The sequence below is a fragment of the Nonomuraea sp. NBC_00507 genome (assembly GCF_036013525.1).
GTDB lineage: Bacteria > Actinomycetota > Actinomycetes > Streptosporangiales > Streptosporangiaceae > Nonomuraea.
In genome coordinates this window covers 4,620,393-4,636,144 of sequence record NZ_CP107853.1, presented here as the reverse complement: position 1 = coordinate 4,636,144, position 15,752 = coordinate 4,620,393, and the positions used below count along the sequence as shown (strand labels likewise).

Annotated in this window: 16 protein-coding genes; 4 read left to right on the top strand and 12 right to left on the bottom strand. The window is 68.5% G+C overall.

Annotation, left to right across the window (positions count from 1 at the left end; all coding sequences use genetic code 11):
- Nucleotides 1-17: 17 nt before the first annotated feature.
- From OHA25_RS22980 to OHA25_RS22955, 6 genes are all read right to left on the bottom strand, one after another.
- The gene (locus OHA25_RS22980; RefSeq protein WP_327589551.1) at nucleotides 18-719 is read right to left on the bottom strand and encodes an ABC transporter ATP-binding protein; all 702 of its coding nucleotides are present in this window, start codon (nucleotides 717-719) and stop codon (nucleotides 18-20) included.
- Nucleotides 707-1,471 (bottom strand): ABC transporter ATP-binding protein, encoded by a 765-nt coding sequence (locus OHA25_RS22975; RefSeq protein ID WP_327589550.1) that lies wholly within the window; start codon nucleotides 1,469-1,471, stop codon nucleotides 707-709. The genes OHA25_RS22980 and OHA25_RS22975 overlap by 13 nt, the downstream gene beginning before the upstream one ends.
- Nucleotides 1,468-3,045 (bottom strand): branched-chain amino acid ABC transporter permease, encoded by a 1,578-nt coding sequence (locus OHA25_RS22970; RefSeq protein ID WP_327589549.1) that lies wholly within the window; start codon nucleotides 3,043-3,045, stop codon nucleotides 1,468-1,470. Before OHA25_RS22970 ends, OHA25_RS22975 begins: the two co-directional genes overlap by 4 nt.
- Entirely contained in the window at nucleotides 3,042-3,953 is a 912-nt protein-coding gene (locus OHA25_RS22965) for a branched-chain amino acid ABC transporter permease (protein ID WP_327589548.1), read from the bottom strand. Before OHA25_RS22965 ends, OHA25_RS22970 begins: the two co-directional genes overlap by 4 nt.
- Before the next feature lie 3 nt (nucleotides 3,954-3,956).
- Nucleotides 3,957-5,198 (bottom strand): branched-chain amino acid ABC transporter substrate-binding protein, encoded by a 1,242-nt coding sequence (locus OHA25_RS22960; RefSeq protein WP_327589547.1) that lies wholly within the window; start codon nucleotides 5,196-5,198, stop codon nucleotides 3,957-3,959.
- A gap of 92 nt (nucleotides 5,199-5,290) precedes the next feature.
- The gene (locus OHA25_RS22955; RefSeq protein ID WP_327589546.1) at nucleotides 5,291-5,632 is read right to left on the bottom strand and encodes a hypothetical protein; all 342 of its coding nucleotides are present in this window, start codon (nucleotides 5,630-5,632) and stop codon (nucleotides 5,291-5,293) included.
- 430 nt (nucleotides 5,633-6,062) lie between these two features.
- Here OHA25_RS22955 and OHA25_RS22950 point away from each other — a divergent pair, with 430 nt between their 5' ends.
- Nucleotides 6,063-6,884 (top strand): GNAT family N-acetyltransferase, encoded by an 822-nt coding sequence (locus tag OHA25_RS22950; protein WP_327589545.1) that lies wholly within the window; start codon nucleotides 6,063-6,065, stop codon nucleotides 6,882-6,884.
- A 98-nt stretch (nucleotides 6,885-6,982) separates the two neighbouring features.
- Nucleotides 6,983-7,426 (top strand): acyl-CoA thioesterase, encoded by a 444-nt coding sequence (locus tag OHA25_RS22945; protein WP_327589544.1) that lies wholly within the window; start codon nucleotides 6,983-6,985, stop codon nucleotides 7,424-7,426.
- 139 nt (nucleotides 7,427-7,565) lie between these two features.
- Here the strand turns inward: OHA25_RS22945 and OHA25_RS22940 are convergent, their stop codons facing one another.
- Nucleotides 7,566-7,790: a hypothetical protein gene (locus tag OHA25_RS22940; protein ID WP_327589543.1), complete on the bottom strand. Its 225-nt coding sequence runs from the start codon at nucleotides 7,788-7,790 to the stop codon at nucleotides 7,566-7,568.
- A 385-nt stretch (nucleotides 7,791-8,175) separates the two neighbouring features.
- Between OHA25_RS22940 and OHA25_RS22935 the strand changes: the two genes are divergently transcribed.
- On the top strand, nucleotides 8,176-9,204 hold the full coding sequence (locus OHA25_RS22935; protein ID WP_327589542.1) for a helix-turn-helix domain-containing protein: 1,029 nt from the start codon (nucleotides 8,176-8,178) through the stop codon (nucleotides 9,202-9,204).
- Between the two features lie 31 nt (nucleotides 9,205-9,235).
- On the opposite strand, the gene OHA25_RS22930 is transcribed toward OHA25_RS22935, so the two are convergent.
- Entirely contained in the window at nucleotides 9,236-11,932 is a 2,697-nt protein-coding gene (locus OHA25_RS22930; protein WP_327589541.1) for a helix-turn-helix transcriptional regulator, read from the bottom strand.
- A 360-nt stretch (nucleotides 11,933-12,292) separates the two neighbouring features.
- On the opposite strand from OHA25_RS22930, the gene OHA25_RS22925 reads away from it, so the two are divergent.
- Nucleotides 12,293-12,790, top strand: a complete 498-nt coding sequence (locus OHA25_RS22925) for a hypothetical protein (RefSeq protein ID WP_327589540.1) — start codon at nucleotides 12,293-12,295, stop codon at nucleotides 12,788-12,790.
- A gap of 235 nt (nucleotides 12,791-13,025) precedes the next feature.
- Here the strand turns inward: OHA25_RS22925 and OHA25_RS22920 are convergent, their stop codons facing one another.
- The 4 genes from OHA25_RS22920 to OHA25_RS22905 all read right to left on the bottom strand — a co-directional run bounded on the left by OHA25_RS22920 (nucleotide 13,026) and on the right by OHA25_RS22905 (nucleotide 15,751).
- Entirely contained in the window at nucleotides 13,026-13,514 is a 489-nt protein-coding gene (locus OHA25_RS22920; protein ID WP_327589539.1) for a hypothetical protein, read from the bottom strand.
- 66 nt (nucleotides 13,515-13,580) lie between these two features.
- Nucleotides 13,581-14,141, bottom strand: coding sequence for an alpha/beta hydrolase (locus OHA25_RS22915; protein WP_327589538.1), 561 nt, complete (start codon nucleotides 14,139-14,141; stop codon nucleotides 13,581-13,583).
- Between the two features lie 23 nt (nucleotides 14,142-14,164).
- Nucleotides 14,165-14,536, bottom strand: coding sequence for a hypothetical protein (locus tag OHA25_RS22910; RefSeq protein WP_327589537.1), 372 nt, complete (start codon nucleotides 14,534-14,536; stop codon nucleotides 14,165-14,167).
- Nucleotides 14,537-15,121: 585 nt separating this feature from the next.
- The gene (locus OHA25_RS22905; protein WP_327589536.1) at nucleotides 15,122-15,751 is read right to left on the bottom strand and encodes a TetR/AcrR family transcriptional regulator; all 630 of its coding nucleotides are present in this window, start codon (nucleotides 15,749-15,751) and stop codon (nucleotides 15,122-15,124) included.
- Nucleotide 15,752: the final 1 nt, after the last annotated feature.

Genomic DNA, 15,752 nt, shown 5'->3' with positions numbered 1-15,752 from the left:
CGGCGGCAGCCCGACGCCTACTGGCCGAGATATGCCTCTCGCACGCGGTGGTCGGCGAGCAGGTCCCGGCCGGAGCCCGAGAGAGTGGTGCGGCCGAGGTCGATCACGTAGCCGTGGTCGGCCAGGGTGAGCGCCGCGAGAGCGTTCTGCTCGACCATGAGGATCGTCGTCCCTCGGTCGCGGAGCACGGCGATCGTGTCCAGGATCTGCTGGATCATGATCGGGGACAGGCCCATGGTGGGCTCGTCGAACATGAGCAGTTTGGGCCTGGCCATCATGGCCCGGCCGATCGCCAGCATCTGCTGCTCGCCACCGGAGAACAGTCCCGCCCGCTGGGTGCGCCGCTGCCCCAGGACGGGGAAGAGCTCGTAGACGCGGGCTGCATCGGCCGCGATGTCGCGGTCCCTCCGCAGGTAGGCGCCAAGGAGCAGGTTTTCCTCGACGCTCATGGCGGCGAACAGCCTGCGGCCCTCCGGGCAGTGCGCGATGCCGGCGGCCAGCACGGCGTGTGCGGGCAGGCGGTGGATGGGCTCGCCCCGGAAGCGGATCTCGCCCCGGCGCGGACGCAGCAGCCCGGACACCGTCCTGAGCGTGGTGCTCTTGCCCGCGCCGTTGGCGCCGACCAGGCAGACAATCTGCCCCTCCTGGACGGTGAAGGTGACGTCCTTGACCGCCTCGATGGCGCCGTACGCGACAGAGAGTCCGTTCACTTCGAGCATTCGATCGTTCCCAGATAGGCCTCGATGACGCGGGGATCGGTGCGTACGGCCTCTGGTGGGCCATCGACCAGCATCCGCCCACGCACCAGCACGTAGACGTGGTCACAGAGGGAGAAGATGAACTTGGTGTCGTGCTCGATCACCACCACGGCTATCCCGCGGTCCCGGATGGCGCCGATCAGCGTGCGGATGCCGTCCGTCTCCAGACCGTTCATGCCTGCGGTCGGCTCGTCCAGCATGAGCACCGCCGGGTCGCCGGCCAGCGCTCTGGCGATCTCCAGACGGCGCTGGTCACCGTAGGCCAGGCTGCCCGCCAGAGTGCCGCCGTCGGGATCGAGTCCCACGAAGGCCAGCTCGGCGCGGGCCCGCTCGACCGCCTCCGTCTCGCTTTTACGGAAGCCGGGGCCGTGCAGGAGGGCGTTCAGCAGGCCCTGCTTGATCCGGGTGTGCCGGCCGACGAGGACGTTGTCCAGGGCGGACATGCCGGAGAAGATGCGGATGTTCTGAAAGGTCCGCGCCACCCCGCTGCGGGCCGCCTGTGCGGGATCGGCCACGAGGGGACGTCCGTCGACCAGGATGCGGCCGGCCGTCGGGGCGTACAGGCCGGTCAGGCAGTTGAACAGGGTGGTCTTGCCGGCCCCGTTGGGGCCGATCAGGCCGACGATCCGATCGGCGGGTACGGTGAGCGTGACGTCATCCAGCGCGACGAGCCCACCGAAGACCATGGAGACGCTCTTTGCGGTCAAGGTCATGAGGAGACCAATCCTTTGGGCCGGAAACGCATGATCAGGATGAGGGCGAGGCCGAAGAGCATCAACCGGTAGTCGCTGAACTCCCGCAGCTTCTCCGGCAGCACGAACAGCAGCGAGGCGCCCACGATCGCGCCGGGAACGGTGCCCATTCCGCCGAGGACCACCGCGGCCAGCAGGGTGACGGACTCGCTGAAGTCGAAACTCTCGTAGCCGACGGTGCCCAGCTTGTGCGCGAAGACCGCGCCCGCCAGACCGGCCAGCGTGGCGCCCACCAGGAAGGCCAGGATCTTGGCCCGGCCCGTGCGCACCCCCATGGCCCTGGCGACGTCCTCGTCCTGGCTGATCGCCATCCACGCCCGCCCGGTGCGGCTGCGCTTCACGTTGGCCAGCGCCAGCATCGCTCCGGCCACCATCAGCACGGCGAGCGCGTAGTAGAGGGAACCCGCGGGAAGGAAGCCGACCGGCTGGTCGAAGGCCTGGCCGAACATGGCGATCGGCGGGATGCCGGGAATGGAGTTGGCGCCGCCGGTCAGGCCGCCGATGTCGTTCTGCGCCGCCCTGAAGAAGATCTCGCCGAACGCCAGCGTCACGATGGCCAGATAATCGCCGCGCACGCGCAGCGTGGGCGAGCCGACCACCACGCCGAAGACACCGGCGGTCGCCGCGCCGGCGAGGGCGGCCACCGGGAAGGGGAGCGTGTGGGCCAGGTTCGCCGCGGTGAAGGCCCCGATGCCGAGGAAGGCCACGTAGCCGAGGTCGAGCAGCCCGGCCAGACCGACGACGATGTTGAGCCCGACCGCGGTGGCCGCGTACACGCCGATGCTGGAGGCCACGGTCATCCAGTAGCCCGTGCCCGCCTCGGTGAACGGCAGCATCATCGCGCAGGCGAGCAGGATCGTGAGGCTGAAGAACCGGTGCCGCTCGGTCAAGGTGGCGAGCCAGGCCAGCACCCCGTAGGCGGACAACGTGCCGACCAGAGCAAGGCCGAAGCCGCAGAACGCCAGGAACTCCGCCCCGCCGTACGGGTTCGTCGCCCTGCTCTGCCCGCCCGCGGTCAGCATCGCCGACACCAGCCACAACAGCGCGGCAAAGGCGGTGATCAGGGCCGGCCAGGCGATGGCGCGGCCCGGGACCTTCCACTCCGGCCGCGGTGCGGTACGGCTCGCCCACAACAGGAGGGTGCCTCCGGCCAGCGTGACCGGGCCGCCGATGGACAGCGCGCCCAGGCCGGTGAGGAATGCCGCGTGAACCAGCGCGATGACGATCACGCCGATGCCCGCGGGCTTGCGAGCACGTGGAAGCAACGCCGCCGTCCCCAGCAGGACCAGGTGCAGGCGGAACCCGGTGACCAGGTGCGGGGCGTCGAAGAACTGCAGCGTGGCGCGGTCGGGATAGGCACCCCCGGGTAGCACGGTGTCGGCCCAGGGAAGCAGGGCTCCCGCCACCACCAGCGCGGCACCCGCCGCCGGGAACAGCCGCCGCACTCGATGCACGCTCCGCCGGCCGTCGTGGAGCTGCCTGCCGGCGGAGACTTCGCTTGCCAGATCGTGGACCTGGGAATCCTCCAGTGTCATGCGCGCACCCCTTCCGGCCGGCCGAGGAATCCTTGGGGACGGAACATGAGCACCAAGATCAGCAGCACGAAGACCCAGACGTAGTCGTATTGGGCGCCGCCCCAGGCGTACTGGCCGGCCAGCGACTTCACCAGACCGATGCACAAGGCGCCCAGCATGGCGCCGCGGATGTTCCCGATGCCGCCGAGCACGGCGGCGGTGAAGGCGAAGATGCCGTTCTGGAAGCCGATCGCGGTGTCGATCTGGGTGTAGTGGATGCCGTACAGCACGGCGCCGACTCCGGCGAGGACCGCGCCGATCACGAACGTCGCCAGGATCACCCGGTCCAGGTTGATGCCCATCAGGCGGGCGGTGTCGGGATCCTGCGCGGTGGCCCGCATGGCGCGGCCGAGCCGTGACCGCTCCACATACACATGGACCACCGCGGCCAGCAGCGGCGCGACGACCAAGGCCAGTACTCCGGTCCATAGGACCATCACGGGCCCGACGACCAGATGGCCGTCGGCGAAGGCCCGCGGGAACGCCAGCGGCGCTGTCGCGCCCGGGTAAAAGACCCGGACAACCTCCTGCAGCAGGATCGACACGCCGAGCGCGGTGATCAGAGGCGCCAGCTTGTGCGCGCCCCGCAGCGGCCGGTAGGCCAACCGCTCCATCGCCGCCGCGACGGCGACGGAGACCACCGCCGCCGCGGCGCACATCGCCGGCAGGGCCGCATACCACGGTGTTCCCTCCGGCAGCAGCCGGCGGTAGGTGAAGTGGGCGCCGAAGGCGCCCACCATGAACACCTCACCATGAGCGAAGTTGATCATCTGGACGATGCCGTAGACCATGGTGTAGCCGAGCGCGATCAGTCCGATCAGCGCGCCCAGCACCAGGCCGTTGACGATCTGCTGAGCCAGGGTCGCCACGGCTCACTTCGCTTCGAACTGGCCGCTCAGCACGTCCTTCCACGCCCCGGACGTGACCGTGTAGACCGTGAACATCTTGTTGACGCTGTCGCCGTACTTGTCGAAGCCGACCAGCCCGTTGGCGCCTCGGTCGGTCTTGTATCCCTGGACCTGCTTGACCAGCTCGGTGCGCTGTTCCGGCGAACCCGTCCAAACCCCGTTCGCGGTCACCTTGCCGACCAAGGAGATGATCACGTTGGCCGCGTCGTAGGCAAACGCTCCGAAACCGCCGAACCCGTCAGCGAAACCCTTCTTCTTGTACGCCTCCACGAAGGCCCTGCCGCTATCGAGCTTCTCGATCGGCGCGCCGACCGAGGTCGCGACGTCGCCGTCCTTACCGCCGAGCGCGATGAACTGCGGGTCGAACAGGCCGTCCGTGCCCGAGATCGGCACCGCCAGCCCCAGGTCTTTGGCCTGCTTACTGAGCGGTCCCGCGATGTGGTACTCCGACCCGACGAAGATCGCCTGCGGCTGTCGGGCCTTCACCTTGGTCAGGACACTGGAGAAGTCGCTGTCGTTCTCATTGACCTTCTCGCGGATGACGATCTCGGCCCCCAGCCGCTCGGCCTCCTTGGCGAACTCCGTCGCACTGCTCTCACCCACGGCCTTGCCGTCGGTGATAATCGCGATCTTCTTCCTGCCCTCCTTTTCCACCAGGTAGCGGGCGTTGAAGGGGCCTTGCAGATCGTCGGTGCCCACGACGCGGAAATAGTTCTCGTACTGCCGCTTCGGCGCCGTGGCGAAGTCGGCCCCCCTGGACAGTGCCGGATCGGTGTTGCCGGGCGAGACCTGCACCAGCTTGGAGGAGGCGATCTTGGGCTGTATGGCCCTGGCCACCCCGGAGTTGTACGACCCCACGATGCCCACGACGTTCACGTCGTCCGCAAAGCGCTGAGCCGCCGCCGCGCCCTTGTCCGGATTGGCCTCGTCGTCCTGCGCGTCCATCGTGAGCTGATAGCCCTTGACCGCGCACTTCTCGTTGGCCTGCTCGACCGCGAGCTGCACGGAATTGCGGATGCCCAGCCCGATCGCCGACAGCTTGCCCGACATGGGCGCGATCACGCCGACCACGAGCGTGCCCTTGCTCGTGTCGCAGTTCCCGGCACCACCGGTGGCCTCAGTCTTGTCCGCGCCGCACGCACTGGTTCCCAACACCGCGCCCATGGCCAGCACACCGGACAGTACAGCACTGCTCTTCCTTATCAACGGAAACTCCAAACCCTCGTAGTGGCTTTCACTCCGGACCGGAGGCAAGCTAGGTGGGTTGGATGTCCACTCGACAGCTCAATCGCTGGCCACTAGTTGCCCGCCCGCCACGGAACCGCCCGGCGAGGGTGGCGCCCGGGACTGTACGGGTTTTCGGTGTAACTCCTGATCAAGGAGAACGCACCTGATGAGTACTGTGATCCAGGCATCGACGGCAGCTCGCGTAACGGGACCCGCCCCAAGACCGTCATCACCGACGTCGGGCCGGTGGAGACCTGCAGGTAGCCGCACCAGCCGGTGGTGATGGTGCCGGAGAACGATCCGGCGTCCCGCAGGGTGACCGTCACGGCGACGAACGCACGGGCGAGCGCTTCGCTCCAGTAGGCGACCTTGTCGGAGTCCGAGACGGTGGCGGTGTCCAGGACCAGGCTCATCATTCCTCCTGGGATTGCCGCGCAACGGGCAGGAGAGGCCGACCTGGCGTGCGACCTGCCCGGCGCGGGTGCCGAGCATGCGGACTCTGACCGTTCACTGGACGACTCCCCCGGTTGCTCTTCTTGCCAACCACAGGTTGCGCGCCCGCGCGCTCGTCGCGGGGCCGCTCAGTAAGCAGGCCAACGAGCTGATGCTGGAGGAGGGCGCTGAAGAAGTCGCTGTCGTTCTTGCAGACCCTTGACCACGCACTTCTCGTTCGCCTGCTCGACCGCGAGCTGCCACGCTGGTGGACAGAGAGTGGGTAGTGCCTGGACTGGAGAACGAGCGGCCACAGGCTCGACGGTGATCAGCGTGACCAGGAATGCCGTCGTGATCGGAGCGGGGCCTGGCCGCCGGAAATCCACCTCTTCATCAGCAAGGATTATGTACATGGACACATTGCCAGCCGCCCTCGCCGAAGGCACCGAGGCGGAGGTCATGTACCAGCTCGTGTCGATGGCACCGCCGTCCATCAAGTCCAGACTGCAGATCGCCACGACGCGCATCGGCGGTGGGGTGGCGCTGTCGGTAGGCAACGACCCCACGGGTTTCTGGAGCAAGGCGCTCGGATTCGGCTTCGCCGAGCCGGTCACGCGCGATCTCATCGGCCGAGTGGTGGACTTCTACCGGGCGCAGGACAGCAAGGGTGCCGTCGTCCAGATCGCCCCGTCGGCCCTGCCGCCGAACTGGAACGAGATCTGCGCAGAATACGGCCTGCGTCCAGATTCGTACTGGGTGAAGCTGGCCGCCCCGGTCGAGGACTTCCGGGCCGGCCAGAGCACGCTGCGCGTCTCGCCGGTCGCCCCCGAGAGCGCCCTGGAATGGGCGACGGTGACGTTCCGCGGATTCGGGATGCCCGAGGACGGGTTCGCCGAGATGATGGCGGGCAGCGTCGCCAACCCGGACGTCCGCCCGTTCGCTGCGTGGGACGGCGACGCGATGGTCGCCACCGGCACCCTGCTCGTCCGTGGAGAGATCGGCTCGCTCAACGCCGGCGCGACGCTGCCCGGCCACCGTAACCAGGGCGCGCAGTCGGCCCTTCTGGCGACACGCGCCGAGGAGGCCGCGAAGGCGGGCTGCCGCTGGCTGATCGCGGAGACCGGCCTGCCCGCCCAGGGAGAGTCCAACCCGTCGCTGAACAATCTCCTCCGCTCCGGGTTCCGCCCCCTGTACAGCCGGCGGAACTGGATCTGGCGGCCGGACGCCGCCTGACACGCGGACGTGACCCGAAGGCGGGGCACCCGACCGGAAGGACCTTCACCCGTCCGGTCAGCCCGCTGCCACGCCCCTCTTTCACGAAGGACATCTCGATGATCTCTCCATCGCATGGCCACATCGCACCCGTACGGGTCCACTTCGACGAGCTCGACCCTATGGGCATGCTGCACCACTCCCACTACATCCTGCTGTTCGACCGCGCGATCAGTGCCTACTGGAACGAGCATGGCTGGGACACCGATCCCGCGAAGGCGGCGTTCAAGGAGGTGATCCTGGTCGTCCGCGACCTCAACATCACCTACCACGTGCCGATCACGGGGGTCTCGGAGCCGCTTGTGCACTTCTGGCTGGAGAAGATCGGACGCAGCAGCGTGATCTACGGATTCCGGGTGCTCTCGTCCGATCAGGCGGTCGTGCACGCCGAAGGGCGCCGCGTCAACGTCAACCTTGATCCGGCGACCTTCACCCCGGCGCCCATCAGTGCCGAGGCCCGGGAGGCGGCCATCGCCCTGCTCGGAGTACCGGCGCAGGCATGAGATCGACCCGGCGGCGTCCGCGACCCAGTGGACGGTGACACCCAGGTTCGAGCGCTCTGTTCGACTACTTGAGCCGGCAGGTTCTTGGTCGTGGTCTTGCCCACGGTGCCGGTCAGGCCGATCACGACCGGTCCGGGGTTCAGGACTGGCCGGTGTTGCCTCCTTGGTTGAGCCAGGCGCGGACGGACCCGCCGTTGTAGAGCACGAGGTAATCCGCCCTGCCGTCGCCGCCACTGGCGGGTGACGGGCCCCGTGCCCGCGCCCGGCCTGGGTGCTGGTGGCGGCCGGAGATCCCTTCACCGATCCCGCCGCCTCGGCTGAGGTGGCCGACGAGCTGGGTGCCGAGGTACAGAAGTGACGGCAATCAGCAGGCCCTCGACGAGTTCCGCGCCAACCACGGCCAGGTCGGTAGCCCCTGCGTCAACGCCAGGCTCCTTGCGGTCAGTACGGCTGGCCGTCCATGGCGCAGCGACGCGCCGGGGGCTAAGTAATTTTCGCCGACGCGAAGCCCTTGCGTCGGTGCGAACGTGGCGACAGCAGGAAATCAGCCAGGACGGCGCCGCCGAAGGAGCTCCGCGAACGTGGACACTGTGAACGCCTGCCAGACCGTGAGGAACACTGCGCGGCGACAGGGAACTCGGCGACCTACGGCGCGGCTCCCAGCATTGGACCGGGCGACCGCGCTGACTCCCTCACCACGCCACACCCGCCCCTTCAGCCGGCTCCGCTGGCCACCTCCAGGGAGACAGATGAGCCTGGTCCTCGACACCGCCTCCGTCGCTGAGGCCGACAAGGTCGCCTACTGGAACGACGCCGTCACCCGCACCCTCGTTCCCATGACGGCCACCCCCCGAAACGCCGGCTCCTTCTGCGCCACCATCACCACCGACCGGTGCGGCTTCCTGCAGGTCTCCACCATCGAAGCCGATCCAGAAACCGTCACCCGCACCCCCGACCTCATCACCGCGGCCACCCCGGAGCTCATCGCGGTCGGCCTCCAGGCCACCGGTCGCGCCAGCCTCACCCAAGACACCCGCACCGCCGAACTGACCCCCGGCGACCTGGTGCTCTACGACACCACCCGCCCGTTCACCCTCGACCACCCCGAACGAGCCCGCATACACATCCTCCAGTTACCCCGCCACGTCCTGGCCGTCCCCGACCACGACGTCCGCCAGATCGTCGCGACCACCATCCATCCTCGCCAGGGGCTGGCCGCACTGTTGTCGCCCTTCCTGTCCGCCCTGGCCACCACCTACCACCCGCCCACAGTCGGCGAACGCCTGGGCGGCCATGTCAGCGATCTACTGGCTACCATGATCACGGGCCAGAGCGACGCCCGGACGGCCAACGCGGATGACCACGCGGCTCAGGCCTTCGTCCAGCGCATCCGCCACTACGTCAACCAGCACCTTGCCGACCCCAGCCTCTCGCCCGTATCGATCGCCGCAGCGCACCGCATCTCCCTGCGCTACCTCTACAAGCTGTGGGCCACCCAGGAGGCCACCATCAGCCGCTGGATCCAGCAACGCCGCCTGGAAGAATGCAGCCGGGAACTCACCCGCCGTGGCCGCATCGCCCCAACCATCTCCGCCGTCGCCCAACGCTGGGGCTTCATCAACGCCGCCCACTTCAGTCGCGCCTTCCGCGGCGTCTACGGCATGTCCCCCAGCGAATGGAGGGACAAGGGCCAGACCCAAGCCTTGGTGGCCGCTGCAGGAAAGCCGGGGCGGCGCTTGGATGCCGCGCGATCAGGCGTCGACGGTGCCGATATGTAGACACCATCTTGCCGGTCCCCGGGCGCCTGCCTCAGCGGTCCTGAGGCAGCGTGCCGCGGAGCTGTCGGCGTGAGGTGATGCCGAGCTTGCGGAAGACGTTGCGCAGATGCGCGTCGACCGTACGTGGGCTCAGGAACAGCTCAGCCGAGATCTCCTTGGACGTCGCCCCGGCTGAGGCGAGGCGGCCGATGTGCAGTTCCTGGGGCGTCAGCTCGCTGAAGGTGCTGGGATTGCGCTTACGGGCACGTTCCCCTGTCGCGTTGAGCTCTCGGGCGGCCCGCTCGGCGAATCCCTCGGCTCCCATCTGTGACAGCGACGCGTGCGCCTCGCGCAGGTGCTTGCGGGCGTCCGAGCGCCGTCCCTCCCTGCGCAGCCATTCGCCGTACAGCAGCCGAGCCCGGGCGAGGTCAGCCAGGCATCCGCTGCGCTGCAGGAGCTCCAGCGCGGCGAGGTAGTGCTCTTCGGCCTCTTGTCCGCTGGACACCAGTGCCGCACAACAATGTTCGGTACCGGCTCCGAAGTCCGTTTCCGACGCGCTCGTGCTCTCACGCAGTGCCGCGTACGCCTCCGCCGCGATCTCCGGGGCGTTGGCGCGCGCCGCTGCCTCGACTAGCTCGCGCAGCGCCAGGCCTCTGAAGAGGAACACCAGGTGGGACGCCGCGTAGCGGGCGGCGGCCAAGGCACCGCCGTAGTCTCCGTAGCCGTTGCGGTGCAGCGCGAGGGCGAAGTGCGAAAAAGCCACCAGCATGCCTTCACCCCGCGCCGTTGCGTCTCTGACCGTGGTTTCCACCAGCGTGTCCAGCTCGGGCCTGCCCCGCCATGCAGCGAGGGTCAGGTGGGGGTAGCTCGGGGCGGTCCCGGTTACCATGACAAGCTCCTGTGCCTGCTCCAGCAGCGACTCCGCCGTTTCAAACCGTCCCATGCGCAGGTGCGGTGCCGCGAGCGTGCTCAGCGCCTGGGACAGGGAGGTGAGGGCGCCGAGCACACGCGCACGTTCGATGTGCCGCTCCAGGATGGACGTGTAAAGGTCGAGATCCCAGATCTCCATCGCCACCACGGCGACTAGCTGGGTTCGCCTGCCCCACACATCCTCGCCGCCCTCGGCCAGCGCCCGCCGCAACAGCGGCGTGCCACGCCGGCGGTCCCCGGTCATGGCCAGCGCCAGACCGTCCAAGGCCAGATCCACGGCGTTGGGCGGCTCCGGCGCGGGTACGGCGGCGAGTGCGGCTTGGGCAACGCGGTCCGTACCTGGGCCGAGCGAGCCGACGATGACTGTGGCGAACAGTGCGTCGAGATACGTCTCGCGCGCCATGCGGGGCTCGACCGGCTCCAGCCGCCGGGCCGCCTGCAGCAGCAAAGCCGGTGCGTCCGCACCTCGCCGCTCCGCGAACGCGACGTGACCTCGGAGCAGTTCCACCCGGGCGCGTCGCAGGGGATCGAGCCCCGTCTCATCCACGGTTCCAAGCAGCACCGACGCCTCGTGCGGCGCACCTGCCTCCAGCTTGGTCCCGGCCGCGGACAACACCCGGTCAAGGCGCGGCCCTGCCTCGGACGTGAGTGCGGCCGCCCGCTCCAGAAAGGCCGCCGACGCCGCGAGGCCGCCACGCGTACGCGCCCTGGCCGCCGATCTCATCAGCTCCGCCGCCAGATCATCATCCGGGCCGAGCGCGGCCTGCGCCCGATGCCAGGCCTTGCGGTCGGGATCGGACTGGACGTCAGTCACCTCGGCCAGCGCTTCGTGCACAGCCCGGCGATCCATCGGCGAGGCGGAGCGGTAGACGGCCGACCTCACGAGAGGATGGCGGAAGCGTACACGGACGTCGATCTGCAGGAGCTCCGTGTCCTCGGCGGGTGCGGCCGCCGCCACCTCGATCCCGAGCCTGCGCGCCGCCGCCCACAACAGGAGCGAGTCGCCGAGTGGTTCGGCCGCGGCGATGAGCAGCAACCGTCGCGTGGGAGCAGGTAGTTCGGCAAGGCGCCGCTGGAAGAGCTCCTCGCTTGCGCCGCCTTCCCCTAGAGGCAGCCCATACCCGCCCGCGAGCGCCGTCGGACTCGCGCCTGCCGTCAGCTCGACCAGAGCGAGCGGATTGCCGCGCGCCTCACTGAGGACGCGCTCGCGCACCTGCTCATCGAGCGGGGTGTGGATCACTGAGGCGAGCAACGCATGCGCATCCGCATCGGGCAGGCCGGACACCCGCAGTGACGGCAGTTGATCGAGCTCCGGAGCACGGACGGGGTCACGCAGGCCGAGTAACAGCGCCACGCGTTCGGCGGCGATCCGCCTGGCGGCGAACGCCAGTGCCTGAGCGCTGACCTGGTCCAGCCACTGCGCATCATCGATGACGCACAACACCGGCCGCTCCGAGGCCATCTCCGAGAGGAGGGACATCGTCGCCATGCCGACCATAAGCCGGTCAGGCGCGACACCCTCACGATGGCCGAACGCTACCTCGATCGCCTCACGCTGGGGCGCCGAGAGCCGTTCGAGCCGGTTCAGAAGCGGCGCGAGCAGCTGGTGCAGGCTCGAGAACGGCAGTCCCATCTCGAACTCCACGCCCGTCGCACGCAGCACCCGCATTTCCGGCGATGCCTCCAGAGCCCATTCCAGCAGGGCGGTCTTGCCGATCCCGGCCTCACCGCGGACCACCACAGCCGCACCGCGCCCGGACGCCGCGCCCTCCAGCAACCCGGTCAACACGCTGATCTCTTGCCGACGTCCAAATAGCATGAACGGGAGTATTCCATTGCCGACCTGGACCGGGATGAACTGCGGCGGCCGCCCGGACCTCACCGTTCGGCCAGCAGCGCCCCCTGATCGCTCTCAGCATCGGATGCTTCACGGTGAAGCGGATTACGCCATCTCCCGCTGTGGCCCTGCTGGGTGCGGTGGTGGCTCATCTGTGGCCTTCACGCCGCCGAACAGCGATGCCGCCGATGGATGCCGTCACCGCCAGAACGCTCGTCGCCATCATCATCGCGATGACGTGCTCCTGTGCCCCCTGGATTGGACAGGAAATGGTCTCCATTCTGAGTATTCCGCCGCCCGAACATGCAGACTTCCAGCTCCACAGAATGGGATCACTCGAAAATGAGAAGACTGCTCGGCGCCTTCGCCGCCGTCCTGACCGTCGCCGCCACGCTGGCCTCCGGCGCCACCCCTGCGTCGGCTGAGACCGGCTGGTTCTTGCTGAAGAACGGCAGGTCCGGCCTGTGCATGGAGGCGCACACCAGCACGGGCCGCCTGATGATGATGAAGTGCAACAAGAACGTCGCCAACCAGAACTGGAAGCACTACAACGATTACAACAGGACGTTCCTCAGGAACCGGGTCAGCGTGGGCCAGGGATGCCTGGCAGCCTTGTCGGCCACGGACGTCCGGGTCATGCCGTGCGTGGACGGCGACTATCGATACAAGTGGTGGAAGGGCGCTTTCTGGGGCGGGGGCATCTCCTACCGCTTCTGGCGGAACCTGCGCTTCGGCGACAAGGACCTGACCGCCTGGAACGACGGCACGGTCAGCCTCTCCGTGAGCTGTCCGCCCTGCACCGAGGCGGGAAAGATGGACTGGACGATAGTGTTTGTGTGACCGGGCCCTTCGCGTGCGCACGCCACCATCAGCCCGGCGATCCCGATGCCGCCCCGCGCGGCGGGACCGGTCGGTTCCCGCACCTGCCCGCCATGACAAGCGGGCCACCACCCTTAGGCGCAACCCACCAACCCCACAAGCGCTCATAGCATCCCAACGGCAAGAAACCTCCTATGCTCTGTACCGCGTCAAGACGCATCGCACCCCGGTTTGAGCTGCACGTTCTTCGAAGCATCTACGCGGCTCGATGAGTTCCGCGACATTGAGGCGCAGGTGGACGGCACCTGGAGGGCTGTTCACCGCGCTCCTGACATCGCTGCCTCGCGAGGTCCTGCGCCGGCCGCGGCTCCTCGTGCGTCCGGACACCATCCTGCGCTGCCACCGCGACCTGCTGAAACAGCGCTACGCCCGCACCTGTCGCCGCGGCGCTGAAACGCGAGCTGGAGGCAGGGCCTGTTGCCGGGTTGCGCGCCTTTCTGGCCTCGCGGCGGCAGACGGTGCTCGACAGCGACTTCCGCGCGGCTGCCCGGTGCTGGCCGTGGCGGTCGAAGAGCCACCGCTGGAAGGCGAGGCCGAGGCGATGGCCGCCGCGGCCGCGGTCTTCACCAGGCTCCATGACCGCCACATCGATGGTCATGGCGTCGGCACCCGAGTCGCCGAGCCGGACGCCGCGGATGGCGATCATGTCCGGCGCCGGCTCGACGGAGCGCACCTGAAAGCCCACCGGGCGGCCTCGGCGAACTGGCCGATCTCGGGCACCAGGACGGCATGGGGCGGGTTTGATGAAGGCTCAGTGCCGGCGGCGGTGCCGGTCGAGGAAGAGGCGGACCGCGGCGGCGACTTCGGTGTCCTCGGGGCTGGCGCCGCCGAAGCCGCCGTGTGGCATCGCCTCGAAGACGTGCAGCTCGGCTTCGACGCCGGCCGACAGCAGCCTGCGGTGCATGCGGACGGTGTTGGACAGGAACAGGTCCCGGGTGCCGGACTGCAGGAACGTAGGCGGGAAGCCGGACAGGTCGGCGAACAGCGGGGACAGGTAGGGGTGGGAGAGGTCGTGACCATTCGCGTAGAGCTCGTTCACCTCCCGCAGGCTGGACAGGACGTTGTCAATGCCGGCGTTGGCGTGGAAGCTGTCGCCGGACTCGGTGAGGTCGACCTCCGGCGTCCGTAGCACCAGCGCCGCCGGCATCGGGAGCCCTTCGTCCTTGGCCCGCACCAGCAGTGCGGCGGCGAGGTCACCGCCCGCCGAGGCGCCGCCGACGAAGGCGTCTGCCGGGTCGCAGACCTTCAGCAGGGCCCGGTAGACGGCCAGGCAGTCGTCGAGCGCGGCGGGAAAGGGATGCCACGGCGGCATCCGCTAGTCGATGCTCCAGGTGGTCATCCCGGTCTCAGGGTGGTGTCGCTGCAGCTGTGAGCGCACAGGTCGCCGCCGCCGTAGAGGAGGGCGCCGCCGTGGATGTCGAGGTAGATCGGCCCCTCGTCGGTGGCGAGGTCGCTCTCGGCGCGCAGGACGTACGTGTGGACGCCGGCGACCTGTGTGTCCTGGACGGCGACTGGCAAGGGAAAGGCTCGGTCTCTGAGCCAGGTGCGGATGTAGCCGTCGGTCTGCTCGACCAGGCGCACCCAGCCGTCGGTGTCGTCCCGTTGGGGAAGAGTGGGCGCGTGCATCGGCGGCTGTGCCAGGAATTGGCGGGCTGCCTCGCTGAGGCGCGCGGGGATCGGCAGCGGGGAGGGAACGGAGGGATTCATGGGTCGTCTCCTTCGGAGGATGCGCTTATGCGAGTTGATCGCTTGGTATGCCGATCGCCTGGATGAGGGCGCCATCGGGGTCGTAGAACAGGAAAGACGTGACTCCGGGCGGCGGTGACCAGAAGGGGTGGCCGCAGCCGTACTGGCCGATGGTTCGAGCATCGGACTGTACTTTCGCCCCTGCACACCAGGGAGTACGCCGACATGCGTCGCCTCCGAGGCCGGGAGTCCATGGAACCGCTACGCCTCAGGCGACGACCGCACCCTGTGACGGCACGACGATCAGCTCCAGCACCCGCCGCACGATCATGTAAGCGAGGGACAACAGCACCTCGCAAGGCTCCCAGACCCGCTCACGCTGCCGCAAAGCCCCAGCTCACACCCCAGGCTCGAATTTCAAGCGGCATTTGCTGGTTCGCGATGGCCGCGATGTCCACCGAGATCAGCGCCACGATGATCCTCCGGGCAGAGAATCTCCCGCGGCATTCCCTGCCCCGTTGCCGTCCTTCATGGGTCCTCCTGCGCTCCGCGGGTTTCTCAGGCCCTGATCAGAGCAAGGATCGCTTGCAGTGGCAGTCCGCCGCGTCAGCGGAGCAGGAGGCGGTCCATCGCGTCTGCCAGCCAGTCGGCGTACTCGCGCAGTTCCCATTTCCTGCCGGCCATGAACGCCTCCGCCGTGTGAGTGGTGAAAGTCGCCCAGTAGATGTCGGTGGCACGTTCGACGGTCAGTCCCGGGCGCAGCAGGCTGGAGAAGGATTCGATGATGGCCCGGGCGTCGGTGTAGCGGCGCCGCTCGTAGTCCTCCCATGCCTCGGCGATCTCCAGATCGCCCGCCGCGGCCTCCCGGAACACCCGCATCACCGGCCCGACCCGGGGCAGCCAATCCTGCGCGATTCGCGCCATCAGGCGTAGCTTTCTCTCCTTGTCCCGTTCATCGAGCAACTGCCGGAACCGGTCGTGCTGTATCAGCGGCCCAGCAGTGGCGTCGCCGGCGATGCTCACGTCGACCACGGCCAGGAGCAGCGCCGCCTTGCTGCCCTGCGCGTACACGGTCGGCGCGGAGACCCCCGCCCGCTCGGCGATGTCCTTCATCGTCGTCTCCGCGTAGCCCTGGCCGACGAAGCATTCGGTGGCGGCGGCGATCACGGCCACCCTCGTGCGCTCCGCCTGCTCGGCGCGCAAGGCCGAGTGGTACGCCCGCCTTCGCTCAGTCATG

Excerpts from the sequence above, each read along its gene's own strand:
- OHA25_RS22980 (WP_327589551.1), bottom strand. The coding sequence starts at position 719 with ATGCTCGAAGTGAACGGACTCTCTGTCGCGTACGGCGCCATCGAGGCG.
- OHA25_RS22975 (WP_327589550.1), bottom strand. The coding sequence starts at position 1,471 with ATGACCTTGACCGCAAAGAGCGTCTCCATGGTCTTCGGTGGGCTCGTC.
- OHA25_RS22970 (WP_327589549.1), bottom strand. The coding sequence starts at position 3,045 with ATGACACTGGAGGATTCCCAGGTCCACGATCTGGCAAGCGAAGTCTCC.
- OHA25_RS22955 (WP_327589546.1), bottom strand. The coding sequence starts at position 5,632 with ATGAGCCTGGTCCTGGACACCGCCACCGTCTCGGACTCCGACAAGGTC.
- OHA25_RS22950 (WP_327589545.1), top strand. The coding sequence starts at position 6,063 with ATGGACACATTGCCAGCCGCCCTCGCCGAAGGCACCGAGGCGGAGGTC.
- OHA25_RS22945 (WP_327589544.1), top strand. The coding sequence starts at position 6,983 with ATGATCTCTCCATCGCATGGCCACATCGCACCCGTACGGGTCCACTTC.
- OHA25_RS22935 (WP_327589542.1), top strand. The coding sequence starts at position 8,176 with ATGAGCCTGGTCCTCGACACCGCCTCCGTCGCTGAGGCCGACAAGGTC.
- OHA25_RS22930 (WP_327589541.1), bottom strand. The coding sequence starts at position 11,932 with ATGCTATTTGGACGTCGGCAAGAGATCAGCGTGTTGACCGGGTTGCTG.
- OHA25_RS22925 (WP_327589540.1), top strand. The coding sequence starts at position 12,293 with ATGAGAAGACTGCTCGGCGCCTTCGCCGCCGTCCTGACCGTCGCCGCC.
- OHA25_RS22915 (WP_327589538.1), bottom strand. The coding sequence starts at position 14,141 with ATGCCGCCGTGGCATCCCTTTCCCGCCGCGCTCGACGACTGCCTGGCC.
- OHA25_RS22910 (WP_327589537.1), bottom strand. The coding sequence starts at position 14,536 with ATGAATCCCTCCGTTCCCTCCCCGCTGCCGATCCCCGCGCGCCTCAGC.
- OHA25_RS22905 (WP_327589536.1), bottom strand. The coding sequence starts at position 15,751 with ATGACTGAGCGAAGGCGGGCGTACCACTCGGCCTTGCGCGCCGAGCAG.